12 protein-coding genes are annotated in these 21180 nt (G+C 66.8%); 2 read left to right on the forward strand and 10 right to left on the reverse strand.

Features of this window, described 5'->3' with window-relative positions; translation table 11 throughout:
• Positions 1 to 701: 701 nt before the first annotated feature.
• The 8 genes from F1544_RS04590 to F1544_RS04625 all read right to left on the reverse strand — a co-directional run bounded on the left by F1544_RS04590 (position 702) and on the right by F1544_RS04625 (position 16680).
• The gene (locus F1544_RS04590; protein WP_167582594.1) at positions 702 to 1883 is read right to left on the reverse strand and encodes a hypothetical protein; all 1182 of its coding nucleotides are present in this window, start codon (positions 1881 to 1883) and stop codon (positions 702 to 704) included.
• 1170 nt (positions 1884 to 3053) lie between these two features.
• A complete protein-coding gene (locus F1544_RS04595; protein ID WP_167582598.1) occupies positions 3054 to 5075 on the reverse strand; it encodes a type IV secretory system conjugative DNA transfer family protein in 2022 nt (673 codons plus the stop codon).
• Positions 5076 to 6069: 994 nt separating this feature from the next.
• Positions 6070 to 7095 (reverse strand): hypothetical protein, encoded by a 1026-nt coding sequence (locus tag F1544_RS04600; RefSeq protein ID WP_167582601.1) that lies wholly within the window; start codon positions 7093 to 7095, stop codon positions 6070 to 6072.
• Between the two features lie 1049 nt (positions 7096 to 8144).
• The gene (locus F1544_RS04605) at positions 8145 to 9365 is read right to left on the reverse strand and encodes a tyrosine-type recombinase/integrase (protein ID WP_167582604.1); all 1221 of its coding nucleotides are present in this window, start codon (positions 9363 to 9365) and stop codon (positions 8145 to 8147) included.
• A gap of 242 nt (positions 9366 to 9607) precedes the next feature.
• Complete coding sequence (locus F1544_RS04610; protein WP_167582607.1) at positions 9608 to 10159, reverse strand: DUF6225 family protein; 552 nt, start codon at positions 10157 to 10159, stop codon at positions 9608 to 9610.
• A 369-nt stretch (positions 10160 to 10528) separates the two neighbouring features.
• Complete coding sequence (locus F1544_RS04615; RefSeq protein WP_167582610.1) at positions 10529 to 14734, reverse strand: NACHT domain-containing protein; 4206 nt, start codon at positions 14732 to 14734, stop codon at positions 10529 to 10531.
• Positions 14735 to 15073: 339 nt separating this feature from the next.
• Complete coding sequence (locus F1544_RS04620; RefSeq protein ID WP_167582613.1) at positions 15074 to 16018, reverse strand: nucleotidyl transferase AbiEii/AbiGii toxin family protein; 945 nt, start codon at positions 16016 to 16018, stop codon at positions 15074 to 15076.
• Positions 16015 to 16680, reverse strand: a complete 666-nt coding sequence (locus tag F1544_RS04625) for a type IV toxin-antitoxin system AbiEi family antitoxin domain-containing protein (RefSeq protein WP_373368056.1) — start codon at positions 16678 to 16680, stop codon at positions 16015 to 16017. Before F1544_RS04625 ends, F1544_RS04620 begins: the two co-directional genes overlap by 4 nt.
• 415 nt (positions 16681 to 17095) lie before the next feature.
• On the opposite strand from F1544_RS04625, the gene F1544_RS04630 reads away from it, so the two are divergent.
• Positions 17096 to 17566 (forward strand): histone-like nucleoid-structuring protein Lsr2, encoded by a 471-nt coding sequence (locus tag F1544_RS04630; protein ID WP_244307920.1) that lies wholly within the window; start codon positions 17096 to 17098, stop codon positions 17564 to 17566.
• A gap of 109 nt (positions 17567 to 17675) precedes the next feature.
• On the opposite strand, the gene F1544_RS04635 is transcribed toward F1544_RS04630, so the two are convergent.
• Both F1544_RS04635 and F1544_RS04640 read right to left on the reverse strand, forming a co-directional pair.
• A complete protein-coding gene (locus F1544_RS04635; protein ID WP_167582619.1) occupies positions 17676 to 18737 on the reverse strand; it encodes a site-specific integrase in 1062 nt (353 codons plus the stop codon).
• 421 nt (positions 18738 to 19158) lie between these two features.
• The gene (locus tag F1544_RS04640; RefSeq protein WP_244307921.1) at positions 19159 to 19644 is read right to left on the reverse strand and encodes an NUDIX domain-containing protein; all 486 of its coding nucleotides are present in this window, start codon (positions 19642 to 19644) and stop codon (positions 19159 to 19161) included.
• Between the two features lie 115 nt (positions 19645 to 19759).
• On the opposite strand from F1544_RS04640, the gene F1544_RS04645 reads away from it, so the two are divergent.
• Positions 19760 to 20023 (forward strand): hypothetical protein, encoded by a 264-nt coding sequence (locus F1544_RS04645; protein WP_167582625.1) that lies wholly within the window; start codon positions 19760 to 19762, stop codon positions 20021 to 20023.
• The last annotated feature ends 1157 nt before the right edge of the window (positions 20024 to 21180 follow it).

A 21180-nucleotide genomic window follows, 5' to 3' on the forward strand; every position in this document is an offset into this window, starting at 1 on the left:
ACTCCCGGCAAGTCACCTCGAGACCGACGTGAGGGGCTGTGAAACCCGCAGGGCGCGGGCCTGCCCGCGAGTCCAGGTCTGCCCCGAAGCACGAACGATCTTGGGCCGGTCGCGTCCTTGCGACGAGGCACGAGGAGCAGCGAGCGGACGAAGATGGTTCGGGCGTAGCGGGTCGAGCGCAGCGAGCCCGGACTTGGCTCAGCACCGGAGTCGGTCACGATGAGACGCCGGGAGGGGCAAGAGCAGAAACCGCCGGCCCGAAGGGCCGACCACCCGGGCGAGGCACGAGCCCGGCCAGCACCGCAGGTGCGCGGCCTAGCGACGAAGGAGCGGCCGGGCTGGGGGGAGCGCGAGGGGGCGCGCAGCGACACCCCCTCGCACGTCCGCCAGGACCCAGGGCGGCGACCCGACCGGGTGGCATCACGCCCTGGCCGCGGCGGGCGGGGCCAGTCACCCGCAGGGCGCGACGCAAACGCGGGCCGGGGTGGCCGCAGGCCCACCGAGAACGAGGAACGAGGACGAACGAGCCCGGCTTGACGCCCCGTCCACCACGGCCCCGATGAGCGCCCGAGAAGCGGTCACCGCCCGCAACCAACACCGCCGCCGCGCAGCGGCGTCCGCGGGTTGGATCGCTGGCGGGACCGGCCCGCGAGCGGGGTGGACGTCCTACCGCCTGAGATCGACCAAGGAGATCAGAGTGATCATGACCGCTGAGAGCAGGTGACCTGGGTCACCCACTGGGTGGCGAGGTCCGCCCCGGGCCAGTCTTCGAAGGTCAGGCTCCCGTCGTTGCCGAGCACCAGACTGGTGGCTGGCGACCCATCCCCCTGCGCCGACGCCACTGCCGCCCGTACGCGGGGGTCCGCGCTCGTGGGGTAGGCGTACAGCACCAGGTTGCCGTCCCGCTGCATCGCCAACGCGACATCGGTGCAGCCGGAGCGCTCGGACTCCCAGACGAGGACACCGTCTGCCGACAGTGCGAGAGAACCCACACTGCTGACCGCGAAGCGGTAGCGGCCGTTGGCCGACTGCAGATAGTCACCGGCAGTCAATCGCTCCCCGCGCGCCAACCGGTCCGGCAGTGTGGGGTGTTGGGCTTTGGTGACCGCCACCTCGCTCGTGCTTTCCCACCACGAGATGCCGTCGGCTGAGGAACGCAGGACCACGTTGCCGTCGTCTCCAACCCTCAGTTCGTCAGCGGACGTGTCGTCCGTGTTCGTGGCCCACCAGACATGGTCATCACCGCTTGCGGGGAAGATCCCGAAGTTGCCGTCCTCCCGAAAGACTGCAGATGCACCTGGGGAGAAGTCGCTGCCCACGACCCACACTGACGATCCGTTGTCGGTCAGTTCAAGTTCTCCAGTGCCAAGCATCGACAGCGCGTACCGGCCGCTGGGAGAAGTAAGACTGTCGCCGACAGAGAGCGCTCGCCCCCGCAGCAGGACGTCCCCCTGCCCAAGATCAGACGATGTCTGGTCTGAGGAGGTGGACCCCAGACCAGTCGCCGTCCCTCCGATGGGGACGGCTAGCCCTGCAGTCACGCCCACGACGAGACCCAGGATAGCCCCACCGGCGATCACGTATCCCGGACGTGCCCAGACACTCTGGGGAGTGGCGCCAGCCTCTGGGGCGGCGACAGGCAGGTGCAGGACAGCGGCTACGGAGCAGGCCAGACCCGTCAGCAGCACGATGATCCCGAGCGTGCCCAGTTTCGGGGCGCCATGGAACAGCCCGCGCTCCCCCATAAGGGTTCCGAGGACCGCTGCGGCAACTCCAAGCAGTACCAGAATCCCGCGCTGCTGCCCGCTGAGTGACTTTGGCTCGTAGGGGCCTAACACGGAAACAGGGCTCTGCTCGCCGTGAGGTGCGTCGTCCTGACTCATCGGATCGACTCCTTCTCGCCCACGTCCTCGGGTCGGCGCTGCTACACCGCTGCCACCGGGAGTATGGACGCTGACAGTCGGGTGAGGGGAGAACTTGGAAGAATCCCTGGCCTAAGCACAGGTGATCAAGACGTGCGCTAGCTGTACTGACCAGGGATGTTGGTCCAGTAAGTGCGTCCCGCGTGTCTAGAACCAGCAGGTTCGCCCTGACCGTCCAACGCGTCGAGGGCCTCAGCCTCGCCGAGATGATCGCAGACCTCAAAGGTCAGATCGCGGCAATGCGAGCCTGACGTCTGCATTGCCCGCCAGCCGACCGGCAGTTCTGACAACGCTTGCCCGGGCTCGACAGCTGCACCAACGATCCGACACTTGTTCATCCGACTCACATGCCGCCGCGACCTTTACCCTTCGCGATGACTGCACCCTTCACAGGCGGGGCCTTCTTGGAAGCCATGTAGTCCCTCATGAAGACCTTCGGATCCTTCGCGCTCGGGGGGCTTCCACGGGGTGCAAGCACCACCGGCGGGGGCGTCGCCGGTTTCGCGGGGGTGTATGCAGCGCCTCGGCCCCTGCCGGTCCCGCGCCACTTCTGGGTCCTTCCCCTACGTACGAACCCCGGCTCGTGACGTGCAGACGCCCGGTCCTGCGTCTCAAGGCGGTTCCGGCGACCTTCAACCGGGAGGTTCGGCGACAGTCCGCCGCGCTGGCGCTTGCGAGTAGCCCTACTTGGCCTGCGTCGCGCACCTTCTGATCGCCTCCTGTCTTCCTGTTTCCGCTCAGGGCTGGCACTTCGACTGCCTGGGGGCGTGCCGCGCGGACGCGGCGGCATCTGTGAAGTGCCGGGTGACCTGGCCTTCACCGCACGCTCCATCCTCTCCTGCCGCTGATTGCGCGCGTCGTGCGTCCTCTCATACCGCCTGCCGCCGTCCTTAACGGCCTTGGTGTACTCATTGGCGGTCGGCACCCCCAATGGCTTCGGAGTGGACGAAGAGTGCACGGCCGAAGGACGGCTTTGAACGACTAGCTGCGACGGGGGAGCGGCGGTCGGCACCGTACCTGCGTAGCCTGAGGCCGCCACCATGCCGACATATATTCCGCGCTTCAAACCAGCCCTAGCGGCCTGCTGAAACTTGCGTGCCCAGCGCGGCGTGTGAGTCTGTTCCGGCTCACTCATCCTTCCTTCCCTCCGACAGTTCCCTGCTCGCCTCGCTCATCAGGAACCATATCCTCGGCGTGGCGTAAGTCGACGTCCGAGGCGCCATCCCGCGCTCCGCGGCTCGGCCCGGGTTCGCTCTTCGCGACCTCATGCCCGATCGTCGGGCCGAAGTTCCAGGCACCGCCACCACCACCACCACCACCGAAGAATCGCCCGAGCCCCGAGCCTTTCGGTCGGGCACTGTATTGACTGAGGTATGGGTTGACGGCTGGAAGCGGTGGGACGGCCTTGACGGGGGCAGGCTCAGTAACCGCCGCTTGCGCACGTTCTAGGAACTCGCCGGACGAGATGCTCTTCCACGGTAGGTCCCGGTAGTAGGGCGTGCACTGGATGAGGCCCCAGTTACCACTGCGGAGGGTTAAGGCATTCCCTGCTGGGATGTTAGCCAGTGTTGCTGCGGTCAACTGACGCTCGCGCTGGACGCTGTGGGTGGTGGACTGGGAGGTGTTGGATCCGATGGTCCCACCCAGTGGCAGGCCGAAACTGGTGCTGCGGCCGCTGGTGGAGTTGTAGACGACGTAGGGCCGGTCCCAGTCGCCCGCAAGAGTGGACAGTGCGTCGAGGGTCTTAACGTCACCGATGCCCGGGAATACGACCTTGGTGCCAAACAGGGTGAGGAAACCGTCTGCCGCTTCCTTCCAGCGAACGCGTGCTTGCGACAGGTCCTGGAAGCAGGCCATGACTTGCAAGCCTTGGCCGCCACTTTCCGAGACGATACTGGGCAGTTTCTTGATGGGCGCGATGTTGGCGACCTCATCCAAAGCCCAGAGCATTGGAGGACGCTCGTGTTGGTGCAGGTTGATTGTGGCGTTGGCCCGGTAGGTGGCGTGCCGGATCTCTTCGAGCAGGCCCACGACCAGGGGGGCGGCTATGTTTTGTGCGTCGGAGGGCGCCACGATGTAGACCGTGTCGCAGGATGCGGCGAACTCGTCGGCCTTGAAGTTCTGTACCTGACTGACGGCGGCAACCGCATCCGAGCCGTATGCGTTCAAGACCAGTCGGGCTGTGGAGCAGATGGAACTGCGTTCTCGCTCCTCGGTGGATTCGAGGATGGCTGCCACGTCTTCAATAGCCGAGAATTGGTCGTGCTCGGTGAGGATTCGAAGGACCTCGTCCCGGTAGTAGTCGGGTCGCGAGATCCACCGGCGAACGACGGAGATCGAGCAGTCGTCGAGGTAGGCCGCGCGCAAGAGCGGCGCGAGGATGGTCTTGGCGGATTCCGTCCAATGCGAGGCGTTCTCGACGCCAGCGCCTGCTTGCGAGGAATCGACCATGGCGTCGGCGATGGTGCGGGCGCCATCCCAGGTCCTGGCACTGGTGACCGGGGTCCAGTGCAATGCGGTAGCACCCTCGGGGACGGAGTACGACTGAGTGGGGTCGAACACCCAAATGCGTCCCAGGCGTCCACGCGCCAACTTTGTCGCATCCAGCACGTCGAGTTTTGTTGAAGTAACCACGGCAGGCCCGGAGGCGGAAAGGATTGCCGGGACGATGAGCCCGCTGGTCTTGCCCGAGCGTGGTGGGCCCAGCACGAGGACGGCTTGCTCGCGGGCCGCGGTAGACCATTCCCGGCGGTCAGGCGTCAAGCCAAGGTAGATCCCGCCGCCTTGGGATGCGGTCAGGCTCATCGCTGCCGCGTGCGGGTCCTGTGCTTTGGCTGCGACGCTGTCCGGACGAGCGGCGAGCCAAGTCTGATGCTGCTTGGCCGCGACGTCCTGGCGGACCTGCTGTTCGGTGCGCTCGCGCCCTGGCCTGGTCGCCAAGACAATGAAGTAGGCGGCTGGCGGCCCCACGCCGATGATGAGGCTGACCACCGCCATGGCGGGCATCTGTAGCCCGAGGGACATGAAGAAGTAGAGCAGGCCGCCTGCTGCCCAGACGCTGAAGAAGGCGAGCGCGCACCCGGAGGGGCCTTTGCCCTTCGGGGTCAGGGGTTGTGTCGGTTGACCTGCGGCCGGTCCCCACTGTTGCGCCATGCGTGATCCTCCTCGGTCACCGTTCGCGCGGGCAGTAAGAACCCGGGCAGAAATCGATCAAATCCCCGAGTCGGCCCCTGACGCCAACGCCCTCGTTCATCTAGAGGTACGGAGCGTAGGGGACGTAGACGGTCTGTGGGAGGGGTTGCACCAAACGTGTGAAGGACCGTTGCTGCTCGCCTTGGGTGGGCTGTGGATCACGGTCTTCGCCAGGAGCCGCGTGGGGCGTCGATGGACTCACGGCGGTGGGCCAAGACCGCCCTGAGGCGTTGCGGGCGGTCCCGCGGGAGCGGGTGCACCGTCAGTCGCGGCAGTCGTTAACCGCTGTGGTGTGGACGTTGGCCGCCGCGGCCGACTTCAACGACGGGCCTCGCACGATCTCCTTGCCCCGGTGCTAGCGCGGGAGGCTGGGGTGGGGGATCGGGCCTGGCAAAAGCGCACCGCGTGGCTGCGTGAGCGCGGCTGTCTCGAGCATGGCGAGAAGGGTGCGAAGGACGGGTGGCGGCTGCGCACCGTAGACATGGTCTGAGCCTTCCAGGGCCCCGGCCGGGCCTTGCGGTCACGTCCACGGCCTGCTGCGCTTGAGCCGCGCGCCTCCTATGCGACCCCTCAGCGCGCCCATCCGCGGACGCATCGCGGTCTTAGGGCTCGGACGTCGCCGGCCCGTAGGGCCGACCACCGCGAGGCACGAGCGCCAGCACCGTAGGCGCACCGGCCTGGTGACGAAGGAGTGGGGCCGGGCTGGGGGGAGCGCGAGGGGGCGCGCAGCGACACCCCCTCGCACGTCCGCCAGGACCAAGGGCGGCGACCCGACCGGGTGGCATCACGCCCCCACCCGCCACGGCCACGATGACCGCCCGGGTAGCGGTCACCACCCGCAACCGATACCGCCGGCCCGCAGGGCCGCCCGCCTCCCGCGACGAAGGCGTCCAGTCGGCCACGGCCGACGCTCCTGAAGTGCAACTCGAGCTTCGGCTGACTACAGCCGGGTCTTTTAGGCCGACGGGCCCTCCCCGCGACGCCCGTCCTCCTCCGAGGCGGGGCGGTCGGCGTCGGCCGACGCCGACGTACTCGCTCGCTCCTCCAGCTCGGTCAAGTCAGCGGTCGGAGGAGACGGACGCAGGCTGGGCGGCTCGGTCGTGCCCTCCGAGGAGGTTTCCCGGCCGATGTCGCCGGGGCTACGGGGCGCCCAAGCCCAACGAGGTTGCTTTGGCTGAGGGACAGCCGGAAGCGCTAGCGACGAAGGCTCGCTGGGCGTATCGACGTCCGTCCTGGCGTAGGGGTCGGGGATCGCGATGTCATCCACGAAGAACCGCTGAGGTTCACGGATCCGGTCCAGGATCCAGTCGAAGGGCCCCTTCTTAATGCTGAGCCTGTAGTACCGCCACTCCTGGTGCGTCTCGAGAAAGCCTTCTATCGTGTTCTCACCAGGCCACGGACCCTTTGATGTCAGCTGGCCGTTGCGTCGCTCCCACCAAATGCCCTGCGCGTCGACGAAGGTACACCTGATGCTCCACCTCAGACCCGACTGAACCCTCTGCCTCGTACCGGGGGCCTTTGGTCCAGGATCGGGGGACCTGACGAACCCCTGTCGCAGGCGAGGGACCACGGTGACCTCTGAGTAGCCAGGCGGCCAGTCAGAAGCGCTCAGGTAGTAGCGCTCAACGATCCTTTTGTACTTACCAGGTGCCCCCGCCCACAGGTCGATCGTCACTCGTACCGCTGGCATGTCGGAGAGGTTCAAGCACCGCACGGCGACGGTGGTGGCACTTGTCTCAGTCACCCAGGCACCGATCTTGGCGGCCTGAACGCGCAGTCGCTGGTCAGCGTTGATTTCGTCTCGTCGGCTCTCGCGACGATAGGCGCCCAGGGCGAGGAGCGCGGCGACGGAGCCCGCGGTGACGGCTGCCCAGCTCGGCGCGTTGCCCCAGTCGATGCTGTCCCACGGGATGCCTGCCCAGGGAGGACCGGGCCAGTCGATTCCCGCCCACCAGTTCTGGATGTTGTCCCACCAGCTCACGCTCGGTGAGCGTAGGGCGTCGGGGTCAGGTCAGGAGGACGAACGGAGATACGAGCCCGGCCCGCACCGTAGGTGCGCTGGCCCAGCAACGAAGGAGCGAGCGGGGCTGAAGGGTGCTTGATGAAGTCGAATCCGCAGCCAGTGGTGATGCTGCGAGCCCGGCCTTATACAGATTGAAAGAGGATTAAGCTTGGTCATTCAGGTGCAGTAAGTCTCTAACGACGGCAACGATGTTAGGATCAATCGGGGACAGTCCTAGATCCAGATTCGAGTGAACGTCCGCATCGGTGAGTGGACGGTTGGGCAGGTCCACCAAAAAGGGTTCCGCCTCCCTATCTGCGCAGTATTGGTAAAAGCTCTCTAGTATGGGGAGAGCGAGTTTTATTTCGTCGCTCCTCCATGTCAGGATTAGGTTGTGCAGTCTGACGAAAGACTCAAACGCACCATGTACGATGGCAGTCACGTCCAGACGTTCTGGAGAACTGAATAAATCGGACCTTACTCGAGCCCCCCAATTGAATGATCCAGCGAGCAGTCGGTCGCGAGAGGCGAACAACGCTACTCGACTACCGACGGATACGAAATCGACTGGTAGTCGATAGTGCTGTGCGTAATCGCGTAACTTGTAGGAGAAGCGATACGTCACATTCGAGTCATACTCCGCACTGGTTGCGGCCTTGAAATCGGCGGCCTGACTGCCACGTGCTTCTACTGTTGTGTTATCTAAGAACATGCGGAAACGAACAGGATAGTCTACCGCCGACCCGCAAAGGTCCTGCGATAGGTAAGGTCGGCTATGCGCACCGAAAGGGTCCGTCTCAACAATGCGACATAGGTCTATCCACGTCTGATAGGCACGAACGACAAGGACGCCCGGACTCCGGCTCACTTCGGCTAATAATCGCCAAGCAGCTAACCATGCTTCAGCATCTTCATATACTTCCGGTCGCAGCCTATGGAGCCGGTAGTTACCGACTCCGTCGCGTTTCGTGGCGATCGCTAGATACTGTCCCATGGGTCCTCCAAGTAGGTTCTGAAACGCTAAACCTCTAAAGTCCGAGGTGACCGGCGGCGTTGGAGTCATCGAACAGCTCGCCGCGGCGGATGTAGCTGCGGGCGACGGCCACGGACTTCCAGCGGCCGTGGTTCATGATGTCGCGTTCGGCGACGCCGTTGTCGGCGGCTTGGGTGGCGAACCCGGCTCGGGTGGAGTGTGCGGAGTAGTAGCGCCCGCTGGTGTCGGGAGCTTGGAGTCCGGCGGTGCGGGCGCGGGCGGTGATGGTCTTGGTGATGGCCAGGCGGGCCATGCGAGCTTGGTGAGGGTTCGGGGTGGTGGTGTTGCCCACGCGGCCGTTGTGGAATAGCGACCGCAGCACCGCCCCGTGCAGGTCGGCGACCAGTCCGCGGCGGGCGGGCAGGCTGTAGCGACCGGTGGTGTTCGTGCGTGGGCTGGCCCCGGTGTGGGGGGTGTAGTCGGGGTCTTGGACGGTGAGCTGCTGGCGTAGGCGGTCCAGCCAGGTGTCGAGTGCGCGGACCGGGCACAGGTGAGCGCGGCGGGCACAGGGGATCGCGATGAAGGTGCCGGCGCCTTCCTGGTCGGTCTTGGAGGAGCGGATGCGCACGATGAGCCCGGCGGTGTCGGGTTCGAGGTCGTCGAGGTTGAGAGCGGCGAGTTTGGAGGCGCGCATCGCGGAGGTGAAAGCCAGCAGGACCAGGGCGCGGTCACGGACCTCGAGCAGGGACTGGCCCCGGGTGGGGGAGGAGTCGATGGCGGTCACGATGCGCTCGACGTGTTCGGTGAGCAGGGCCGGCGCCGGACGGGGCGGGGTTGCGGTGGTGACCATGTCTCGGCGCAGACCGCGCAGGACGCTTTTCAGGGCGGGGTCCTCCAGCGGGCTGGGGTGACCGGCGCGGCGGTGGACGAAGGCGACCGCAGCCATCCACGTGTTCAAGGTGGAGGCTCTGATGCCGCGCGGGGTGCTCGACGAGCGGGCGGGTGACGAGGTGGTGCGTCGCGACTTCACAGAGGTGGAGCCGCGGGTGCTGGCGTCTCGGGTGTGCTCGAGGTCGTGGGCCGCGGCTGTGTCGGTGGTGGGTGGGTAGACCGAGGCGTTGGCCCACGCACCAAGGTCGTGCGGGTCGGCCGGTAGGACCGGGCGATCGTTCGCTATGGCCCAGGTGGCCCACCGCTGCCACGCGCTGAGGTAGGTGGCCCAGGTGGAGTCGGAGAGGGACTTGTCCCGCAGCTGCGACAGACGCTCGGCCTCCACGGACCGGGTCTCAGCGGCTGGGGTCTCAGCTGCCACTTCCGCGCCCGCAGAGGTCTCGGGGGAGCCGTGGGTCCGCTTGCTCACGGGTGCTCTCCCTTCCGGTGGTGCAGGTCATGGTGGGGCGAGCTCGTCAAGACGTCTGGGGCTGTGGTGCTGCGACGGTGGTGCAGGCGCGAGATCGGGTGGCGTGATCGTGCTGGGTGTCAGTGCAGGTCACGTCAGCGCGCGGTGGGCGCCGGCGCTCAGCGCGGATCGGTGCCGGCCGCGCCGGGCGTGGTGTCGGTGGGGAGCTCGTAGAGCCCGGTGGAGAAGTCGGTGCGCAGGACGAAGGAGGGGTCCAAGACCTCTTCCTCGTCGGCCAGCAGGAGATACGCGCCGCCGGTGATGGTCAGGACGTGACGGTGCAGCTCGAACCCGCCGGGGTCCAGGGGGACGTCGATGGCGATGGGCCGGTCGTCAGGGACACCGAGCAGGGCTGCGCGCAGATCGCCGACGGTGAGGGCCCGGGCCTGGTGCAGCACGGTGACGTGGCCCGGGGCCGCTTCGAGCCCAGCGGCAGCGTGCTTCGGGACGTCGCCGGCGGCGGAGGCGTCATCGTCGGGGGTGCTTTCGTCGTCGGCGGGGTGCGGGGTGTTCCACATCCGCAGCAGCAGCGCGTGCTCTGCGTCGACGTCGTGCAGGTGCTGGGCCAGGACGTCCTCCAGGCAGTGCCCTGTCTCCTCGTGCGGCGCCGTGGGTGAGGAAGCGTAGAAGTCGTCGCGGGTGATGGGGTCGGGCAGGTCGTCATGGTTCATTATCGGGAATCCTTCCGAGTGGGGTGCACGGTGATGGCTCTCAGGAACGCACCCATGCAAGCCGAGCCTCAGGGACGGCTTGAGCAGAGCGACCGGTAAAAACCTCCGGCAAGTACGGCAGCAAGCTCAAGTGCGGGGCTAGGACCGTGGCGTAGGTTTCGCGGTAACCCCCGAAGGGCATCGACGCCTTGGTTCGGGCCGGGTAAGCCCCGAGGGCCTTTAGGTCGGCCATCATCTGCTTCTCCACGCGCTTGGCGACCCGGCCCTCGCAGTAGGCAACCTCCAGCACCTGTGGCAGTCCCTGTCGGTGAGGATATTGAAGTCAGCGATACTGAGCAGAGTAGTTGTTGTGCGCTAGCAGAAGTTCGATCAAGCGTTGTCGATATTGCCAGCGAGGTCGCGGCGCAGCGTCAGCGCAGGTCCAGCAACGTTCGGTGGGTCAGTCGCGGTGATGAGCCCGACGTAGGTGACGTCGGAGAAGGCCATGCTGCGGTCGTTGTCCTCGTCGGGGGACATGGCATGCCTTTCGCTCATCACAGCAAGGACCAGGTCTGCGTCGAGTTCGTCAAGCCGGTGGTGAAGCCAGTTGGCGTCGGCGAGCAGAACTGATTGCCCGTCGTCGGCTCCCAAGCCGTCGTCATCGTTGCCGGCGTCGACGGCGAGGCAGACGGTGGTGCCGTCGTGGGCCCAGGAGGTGGTGTGGGGCTGCCATGTCGCGTCGCCGAGAAGTTCGATGCTGGGCAGGGTGAGGTTGATGGTCTCGTCCAGTGAGCAGTCCTTGGTGTTGCCTTCCCACAGCCACTCTTCGCCAGCGGGTCTGATGTCGTGCAGCCTCGCGTCGAGGATGCCTTGCGGCATGTGCAGCCCCGATTGCCTGCTCTGCTCGATGGGGGACCAGCCTGCTTCACCGAGGTACTGACCATGGGTGCGTTGTCCTTCCATCGACTTCATCCACCGCCCGCACATGCTCTTCGTGCGGAGCACGTCGAGGAGACGCTGACCGTCTCCGCGAGGGGCAAGCCAGGCGAACTGGAGGATGAAGGTGTCGCGGTCGCGGGTGCTGATGTCGCGGCGGCGGGCGTCGTCGCGGTTCCAGCTGGCGTAGCGGTGCAGCGCCACCCACGACCGGCCGGTCTCGTCGACGGGGTTGAACAGCTGCTCGGGAGTGGGGAGGTCTGCGGTTGAGGTTACCCATGCGTCAGGGTCGGTGGGGTAGTTGAGATTGGGGGCTGGCAGCCACACCTGCGGGATTTGAGGCTGCTGCAGGCGGCAGACGCGGCGGCCGTCGCGATTGCGGCTCGGAGGGAGACTTGGGTCGAGGTCTCGGCCGTACCAGGGCCAAGGGCCTTGGTAGGACGCAGGGCCTTCGCGCCAGCCTTCATGGGCGGGGTGGTAGTTGTCGGCGAGGCGGGCCAGAAGCTCGTGTAGGGCGACCCACTGGTACTTCTTGCCGATGCGTTCGACCTTGTGTGCGTCTCGGCCGCTGTGCAGGTCGCGGGAGGACTCGAAAGCGTCAAAGCGTTCCGTGCTCCAGCCCAGCTCGAGGGCGCGGTGAGCGATCCAGCGTCCGGCCCAGTTGGCGTTGACCTCGCCGAGGGGGTCGTTGTACCGATCGGTGGGAGGAGGACAGGCCAGGAGGTGGAGACTGAAGTAGCCGACGTCACTCTTGACGACGTACTTGTTGAAGTCGCCCATCCAGTCCAGGCAGGAGGAGAGGATGGAGTGGGCACGCCAGTCCGTGTAGTCGCCGGTGTCGTCCTTCAGCGGGCCGTGCTGCTGCTGCTCCAGCGCCTCGGCGGTGGGCGGTTCCGTCGGCGCGGAGGCACCGTAGGGCGGTTCGAAGCACTGGAGCTCTGCGGCATCGATCAATCCGTGGTGGTGGGCCCAGGTCATGATCCCGCGGGCGGCGTCACGGGCCAGGACGTTGATCGGCAGCTGCGCCGCGCGCCAGTGGCTAAGGACCGTGCACACCTCCTGCACCCCGGCGAGGTCAGCGTCGCCACCGGTCATGACGGCCCCGTAGGCGCAGGTCAGCATCCGCTCCTGCACATAAAGGTCGTCGACCTGGCGTGCGGTCTCCAGCAGGTACGCGGTGACGCTTAAGCGCTGGCTCAGCAGCAGGCTGAGCAGCTTGCTGGTGTGATCACGCAGGAACCGGTTGGAGGAGGTGAGGAGCCACATCAGCAGCAGCCCGGCCAGGCGGATCTGCTCGGATGGGCTGGCCGGTGAGATGCCCGTGCGTACCCAGCCTTCCAGGCGCTGGTAGGCGCCGGATTCCTGAACGTCGACGGTGGCCACTGTCCACCAGGCGTCACGCTCGGGCATGGCCATGGCCAGCAGGCGCTCGGTGAGCCAGTCGGCGTTGGCGGGGTGCCCCGGCCGCGGAGCCAGCGAGAGTAGCACCTCGAGCATGCCCGGGTTGTGTAGGTCCAGGCTTGCCTCGAGAAGTTCCAAGGTGCGGGGGCTGAAGGCGGAGGTGGCCCGCTCGAGGAAGCTGATCCACGTGACGGAGGTGAGCGAGGCTTCGTCTTCACGGTCACCAAGTAGGTCGATCAACTCCACACCCTGCTGCTCAGGCAGTAGTACCGCTAGTGACCGCCACAACCATCGCTCACTGCTCAGACGAGCCGCTAGTGCCGTCCGCGCCGGTGCCTCACTGGACGCGTCAAGGGGATGGGATGCGTCGTGCAGGGCGAGCAGGCGGGTGCCGAGAACGTGCTCGGAGAGAGCCTGAAAGGGTAGGCCTACGTGTTCGTCGCCGCCGGCGGCGGGGCGCAGTTCTAGGACGCCGTCGCTGACCATGCTCTGGAACAGCGTTCCTGGCCACAACCGCCCTGGCAGCAGCGCGTCCACGCCGGCTTCGGCGGGACCACGCGGCACGGGGCGGCCCTGGTTGGCGATGAGAAGATCTGACACCTGGTCCAGGGCCTGCTGAGCCAGCTTGGCGGTGGGGGTCAGGCGGAGCCGGTGACGGACGCGGTCCATCTTGATCTTGGCGAAGCGAGAGAACAGGGTGGACCGAGTCGGTGAAGTGAGCGTTGCGGCTGGCTCCTTGGCCAGTACCTCGCAGTACATGCGCAGGAACAGCGGGTTGGTGAACGCGGCGTCCAGGAGGGAGTCGGCGGGGACGGCGACGTTGAAGAGGCGGCAGTAGCGCTGAAGAGCTTCCTGCTCATGACCGGCGATCCCCGGATGATTGAACACCGGCAGGAGGTCGTCTGAGGAGAGAACGACATCGCGGTAGTCGTTGCGGAAGGAGACCAGCAGCGCTACGTGCGGGTGCTCACGAACTGCTTCGAGGAGGGCGGGCAGCTCGGTGCGCCAACGGTAGGGATCTTCCGACTCGTTGAGGGCATCAATGATGAGCACGGCGCGGCAGCCGCGGGCCTCAGCCATGGAGTCCAGGGCCTGGAAGAACTCGTCACTGCTGGTGAGACCACCGCCTAGGACGCCGGCGAGGGCAGGCCACCAGTTGTCGCCACGCATGCGGTCTCCGAGCACCACCACGGTGGGGAGCTTGGCGTCAAGAAGACCTCGAGCACAGCGCAGCAGAGCGTGGGTCTTACCTTGACCCGCCGCGCCGACCACGGCGGCGACACGCTGGGTACAGACACGGGCGCGCTTGCTCCTGGCCGAAGCGTCGAGGGTGTCGATCGCGGAGAGCGCGTCCTGCAGGTTCCCCCGCCTGTAGGGATCCAGCACTCCATGGCGCTGCCACGCCATCGTCGACAGGGTGCCTGTCAGGTCGCTGAGGGCAGCGAAGTCGGGATCGTGAGTTGCGACAAGGTCGTCACCGCCCGACCCGACCTGGGGTGCCGTCACCTGCAGCCAGGCGTCGAGGCGCATGAGCAGCTCTCCGACGGGTTCATCCCCCCACATGCCGATGTCGCTGCGGCAGGCGCTGAGGACCTTCTCCACCTGAACCCGGAGCTGGTGGAGGTATGTGCGGCTTCGGACTACGGCCGCGAGGATGTCGTTGATGGGGGAGGGGGTGTCGGCCTCGGGGGTGTAGCGCTCCCCAGCTCCTCGACGTGCCTCGTTCCAGCGGCGATTGAACCACTCGTCAGTCAGCTCCAGCTGCTTGAACCAGTACGCGCGCCGGCCGGCGTGCTCTGCGCGCGTCAGCTGGGCGGTGATGTCACCGCCGCGGATGATGCGGAAGTCGATGTCACTGGCCCCTGAGACGTTCTTCTTCCACGTGGCGACCTTGTTCGTCCATCGGTCCTGGTCGGTGATCCTGTCGTCTGTCCCACTGTCGCTGAAGTCGTAGGGCACGACGAACGTCAGACGGGTCATCTGGGGCCGCTTCATGGTGACGGCCTTGACCGACTGATCCATGCCGCCGAGGGTCGCGGCGAGGTCTCGATAGAACTTGGCTTGGAAGCCCTCTTCGTGGCCATCGGCGTAGACCTCATACCACTCGACCCCACCGTCGGGGGCGCGGGTCTTCCGCGTCTCTACGTGGCCAGGCCCGGGCGTCGGCCGCAGCTGGTAGGCGAGCTCTTCCCATGCCCGGGCCTGGGAGCCCTCATGAGAGCGAATGTCGTGAAGGCGGATGTCGCGGTCGCCGGCCATCTGAGCACGCTATCGGGCGCCCCCGACAGAGTCCGTTCACCGGATCTGTCCCAGACCCGCGTTCGTGAGCTGCAGCGGGGACAAGTCGCGCATGACGCCCGGCAGGCTGCTCGTCTCATCCAACTTGTCCTAGTCAAAGATCGCTAGAGCGTGCCAGGGACAGACGGCAACTGCTTCAACGCAAGACTTGACCCTTCCAGCTGGGCACATCACATACGATAATGTAGAGAATGGTGTGCAATAGCAGCACCAGATGACTTGTCGCTTACAACCGATCCCCCCGTGCGTGTTCGCGTCATACGGGGTCGTGTCGGGCCTGTCATGACTGGCGGTTGGTCGCTACGTCCATCGCTGGACGGCGGGGTTCCACGTTTCACCAGCAATAGAGCCGATCATGACGGGGTCGATGAAGGCGGCTACCGCGCGCACCTGATCGCTCAGCAGCGGCTTGCAAAGGTCGTCTCGCGCCGCTTGGTCCATTGCGAGGTCCCCACGCCACCGGGCGTACTTCGCTTGCGCCTGCGCGTCGAACTCCTCAGCCAGTCCGCCGATGGTCTCGAGCCTTACCTGACGGGATGCGGCTACGCGCTCGAGGGACTCGCGCACGGTGTCGGCCACGAAGGACTGGCGGCAGGACAGGGCGTAGACGTCGAGGAAGTCACGCCAGCGGGTGTTGGCGGCACCGCGCTGGAGCATGGTGATGGTCTTCTCCGCGATGACGTTCCCCAGCGGGTGACCCATGATCGTGAGTTGCTCACCGGGCAGGATCCCGGGGATCGTCACGAGGGCTGGAGCGGGGCTGACGGGGTCGCCGGTGCTGATGTCCAGCTGCATGCGGAGCCGTGCGCTGGCCAGTGTGGCGTCGAAGCGGACGCGGTGACCGACGTAAAGGTCATCGGTTCCCTCGCGGATGGCGTCGATGGTGATGTCGTCGCTGAGGTAGGTCATGCCGTCGCTGACCTGGACGGCCGCGACCGCATGCACGACTCGACGCAGGTAGTCGGCGTCCAAGGGGTGGTCGACGACCTGCATGTCGACGTCCTTGGTGGGGCGGCGCACGTCGTAGGCGGCGAGAAGCACGCCACCCTTGAGCAGGAAGTGCGAGGCATAGTCGGTCATGGTCAGGCGACGCAGGAAGCACTCCAACGCGTACAAGGTCTGGATGCTCGCGGTGGTACGCCCCAGGGTGCGCGCCTGACGCTGACACGCGAGGTACTTCGCCCGCGCCACGGCCGGATCCGCCTGTTCAGCGAAGGAGCCGGGGCTTGGCTCGGAAGGGCTCACAGCAGTACCGCTAACGCCTCGGCGATGGGCCGGCGGGCTCGGGGCAGTTGGGCGGCGGTGCGCAGCAGGTCTGCGGGGGACGCTCCGGGCCGGCGTAGCCAGGTGCGCAACGCCTCCACCGCGACCTCTTGACCGACTTGGTGACGCAGCCGGAACGCGTCGGCGATGCTGCGCTCGGGGCTGTAGAGCCCGATCGTCGCTGCGGTGCCCTCGATGGACACCTGGGTACGGCCCACGTCGAAGGTGGCGGCGTCGAAGTAGTGCCAGGCCACTGGGGCGGGCGTAGTGACCGAGCCGTGACCGCGGGGGAGGGCGATGTCGTGGTGTTCGGGGATAGCGGTGATCAGGTCGTGGCGGGCCAGGGCGCTGACCAGGCACAGGGTCCCTAGAGGCGCCCGGGCCGCGACTTCAGCCAGGTCTAGGTCGACGAGGGGTGCGTCCAGGCGCCGGTACAGGCCGTGCCCGACCTTCTCGATGATCCCCGCCTGTAGCAGGCGTCGCAAGGTGGGATGGCTCAAGCCGGTGTCGGCAGGCCGGAAGACCGGAGTGGTTGGAAGCGCTCGAAGCGTGGAGGCTCGAACCCCGGCAGCCGTGACCCGGCGGGCCGTCTCCTCCTCAACAGGATCGGTGGGCTCGAAGGCTGCGGTACTGCCGCTACTCATCGGACCGCCCCTACATTCGTTATCTGCGACAGGTTCGGGGCAAGTGTCGCATGAAGCGAATATATAGTCGCGGGCTTGGGTCGGGCGTCGTCAAGTCCGGTCGTCGAGCAGGACGACTCGTGAGCCCCGTACCGCCGGACTCCACTCGGATACTACGAGTCGCTCGCGTCGCGCAGTGTCACCCGGCATGGCCCCGCCGGCCAGTGGCCTACCGCGCGACGTCGGCAGCACCGAGGCCGCAGCCTTAGCTGCGAGATGCCAGCCCGCGACCTGCCTCAACTAGGCCACCGGTGCTCCGCGAGCCCGATCCACTCGACGCAGGGTCCTGCCACGCGGTGACAAAGGACGTCCCTGCGCGGACCCACCCTTTTCTCGCGGTAGTTGGCGTCCCTCAGCCACGCACTACGTCACAGCGTTGGTCAGCTGGACCCTCAAGCAAACTCAAGCGAAGGCTGCATGGGATACCACCGGGGACCGACTGGTGATACGACTTCTTGGCTTCACGATGACATTCGTGGTGCGTACGATGTGCAATGATGTGGTTATGGCTCAAAAGACGCAGGTTGTGCTGACCGATGACATTGACGGGTCGGAGGCGACCCAGACGGTCACCTTCGCTTTTCAGGGTGTGTCGTATGAGATCGACTTGAACGACGACCACGCGTCGGCGTTGGAGGAGTCCTTTCATGACTGGATCGAATCCGCTCGTAAGGTGACCGGCTCCCGGGGCACTAAGCCTCGGCGCAGCGGTGTCAGCGCTGGTGCTTCTGGGAGTGGCCGTGACCTGAACGAGGTCCGTGCGTGGCTGCGTTCCAACGGTCACGAGGTCGCCGACCGTGGTCGCGTCTCGCAGACGCTGCTGGAGGAGTACGACAAGGCGCACTGACCCGCCGCACCGCCCACAGGTGGGGCAGCGGCGCACCTTCAACCACGGGGCGCCGCGGCCGCCGGCCATCGGGCCGCTCAACGCGCAGGTACGCCCGGGCGACCGGGGTTCACAGCCCAAGCAGGGTGGCAGCGTTGTCGGTCCAGGCCTGCTGGACGCGGACGTAGGTGCCCAGGGTCGCCAGAGAGCGGTGACGTGTCTGATGGGCGATGGCTCGGTCGGAGGCGCCGCGTAGGTGGGCGTAGGTGACGAAGCCCGCCCGCAGGCTGTGCGCGGAGTAGGTGTTGGCGTCCATGCCGGCGCGGGTGATCGCGGCCTGGACGAGGGTGTTGATGGACTCCGGGTGCAGTGCCTTGTCGGTGGCACGGTTGTTCTTGCCCACCCCCCGGAAGACGGGCCCCTCCACGACGCCGGCCAGTGACATCCACCGCTGCAGGGCGGTGACCGGGCACCGGTCGGGGTTGCTGGCCCGGGGCAGGACGACCAGCTCGGTGCTCTCCCCAGTCTGGTTGGTCTTCGAGCGCGGCAAGGTCAGGACCAGACCGTTGGCGTGCTCCTCAATGTCCTCCACCCGCAGCGCAGCGAGCTCACTGCGGCGCAGGGCGGCGACGAAGCCCACCAGCAGCAGGGCGCGGTCGCGGGCCCCGGCCAGGTCCGGTTCGGCGACACGCCCCTTGGTCTTCCACACCTTGGTGGGCGGGCAAGCCTCGACGACGTCGAACAGCTCCGGCGGCATGAGAGGGGCGGACTGCTCCGGAGGCGCACCATGGGTGCGCCGGATGCCCTCCCAGACGGCCACAACGCGGGCGTTGCGGGTGGGGTCGGGCAGGTTGCGCAGCTGATGAACGAACTTCAACGCCGACAGGCGACGGCTCATGGTCCCGACTTTCGCGCCGGCGTGGGCGAGGTCGGTGAGGTAGCCAGTCACGGTCGCCGGCGCCGCCGGCAGCGGCGGCACACCACGCCCAGCGCACCAGGCGGTGAACTCACGCCAGTCCGAGCGATACCCGCGCATCGTGTTCGCCGCCCGAGCCGCGTCGACGTACCCGGCTTCGACGTCGGTCAGGGGGACGTCCTCGAGCAGCTGCACCGCGTCGGTGTCCGCCGCCACGGTGGAGCTGCGAGCAGGCCGGCGTGGGGGAAGGGAGTCCCGCAACGGCTGCTCGTTCACACCACCCACCCTGCCAGGTGACCACCGCACCCCTGCGCTAGCGACATGCAGGCGATCGCGTCCCGCAGGCTGAGCAGCCGGGGCGGCACACGGGGCCTCGGAAGACCCCGCCATCGGCCGGCAGCCTCAGGCCTGGGCCGTGCACCACGCACGGCGTGGAGCCGACGAGAGCGTTCACGCCGAGGCACAGGGCGGCCGACTTCAAGCGAGGCCCCAGCGGGCCGGATTCGCTGCCTTATCCCGTGCGCTGGCATGACGGCGACAGCTGCGCCTCGTCTCGCCATCGACCGGTTGCGAGACCCGGTAGGAGAGGGGCCTCAGCGTGGGACCTGCAGCGGTAAGCGGTGTCTTGCTGACGGCGCTACATGGCGGGCCGACTGCGTACCGAGCGCGGCATGACCGTGAAGTCGGGCAAGTCCCGTCAGGTTGCCTCGAGGGTGGGATGGCTAAGCATGTCGCTCAGCATCTGACAGTGCTCAGGGTGCGCCCAGAGCAGCTGATCGAGCCCGTCGGCGCTGAACCAGGCGAGGCGGTCGTGCTCGTCGGGGCAGGTGTTGGTGGGCTGTCCGCTCCAGGTCCGTACCCGCCAGGTGCTCAGGTGCAGCTCGGTGTCGGGTGCGCCGGGGGTGAGGTGTAGCCGGGAGGTGGGTTCATCCTCGCAGTCGAGGACGGTGATGCCGAGCTCCTCGTGCAGCTCTCGGTGCAGGGCCTGGAGCTCGGACTCGCCCGGCTCGACGTGGCCTCCCGGTAGGCCCACGTGGCGGGGTAGGCGCGGCGATCGGCGCTGCGCCGTGCCAGGAGCACGCGGTGGTCGTGGATGAGGATACCGACGGCAACGGTGTGCACCGGCGAAGCCAAGCAGACGCTCACGACGGTGCCAGGTCAGCCGCACTGACCGCGCGCTCATCGCGGCATGACCGGTAGAGGTGTTTGATCTTCAGGCGGGAGCTGAGGTGTCATGCCAGGCTGCGAGGATGAGGCAGGACAGCAGACGAGGACGTCAAATCTGTGGTGCGGGACTCTTGGCCGTCGTGCTCGGCGGGTGCGGTGGGTCCGCTCCTCTGGAGGGACGTGAGGCCGCCGTCGCTAGCTGCAAGCAGTTGGCGACCGAGCAGTACGACCTCAAAGACGCAGGTGACGACCTTGACGTACGCGAGCTGTCGATCGAGAACGGCGAGTCGTTCCGAGTGGATGGCGCATCCGATGACGTCAGCTGGACCTGCACGTGGACTTTCACTCTCACCGGCGAGACGCGGAAGGTTGAGGTCAGCGTCGACCAGCAGTGACGTGGGGTGCCGCGTCACGTCCAGCAGCAGGTGCGAGTCCGGTCAGTCTGGTGCCGGAACAACCACTGCTCGCAGATCGACATGAGTGCAAGATCATCTGGGGCTCGGGACGCTGGTCAGCCGTGCTCGGATCCGGGAGCTGATATCCACGTCGTGCGGTAGCGCCGCCTCCTCCTGGTAGGAGCGCCCTTCGAGCGGCTCGTCGGCCGACCACCGTGCACGCGGTCTGTGTCAGCGTCTCCAACGACTCGTAGGACCAGATGCCGCTGAGGCCACTGGCGGACCAGCCGCGGTCATCGAGCAACGTCAGCCGCCGCCCAGCGGCAAGCTCGAGCTCGTGCAGCGCCGAGATGGACAAACGGTCATCGTTGTCGAACTCAACTCCTGGCCGTCTCGTCGATATCGATGAAGGTGATCAGTCGCCTGGCATCGGGCATGCCTACAGCGTGGCGCACGCCAGTCCTGCACAAGCCCGGACGCGGGGCCGAGATGCTGACTCTGCGTGACGCCAGTACTTGCCGGGTGGAGGTCACCCCATGGGAGCCGTCGTCGGGCGCGCAGTCGGGCACCGGTCAGTCACCTGGGAGGTTCTCTACAACAGCAAGTCGTGTCCCACAGCCGACCGGTTGTGAGACGCGGCAGGGGAGTGCTCAGCATGTGATCTGCAGCGGTAAGCGGCGTCTTGTTGGCGGCGCTGTATGGCGGGCCGACTGCCCACTGAGCGCGGCATGACCGCGCGCTCCGCGGGTCGCCATTCCAGAGTGTTAACAGGGGGTTGACGGTTCCTCCGAGTCGCGGTTCTCTTGGCGCCATGGACGACCTGGCCGGATGGGGACAAGTGCTGGTGCACCGACCGGCGCACGAGCGGAATGAGACAGGAGCGCGACTGCAGACCAGTGGCGCTGACGTCGCCCGCGTAGGGCAGGTGCTGCTCGATGCTGGAGACGCTTTGACCGCAGCGGCCACCGCAGCAGAAGCAGCGGCGGAGGGGAGTGGGCGTTGGGCTGAGGAGTTCGGTGGAGCCGTCGCCGTCGCGGCAGCGTTGACGGAGCTGCAAGCTCATGCCGCCGCTGTGCTGGAGCGGGCCGCCACGTTGCGCGGGCAGGTGTACGCGAGCTTGCTGCAGCAGCACAGTCTGGCCGAGGTCGCCCGTGCGC

Source organism: Kineococcus rubinsiae, assembly GCF_011839805.1.
Lineage (GTDB): Bacteria > Actinomycetota > Actinomycetes > Actinomycetales > Kineococcaceae > Kineococcus > Kineococcus rubinsiae.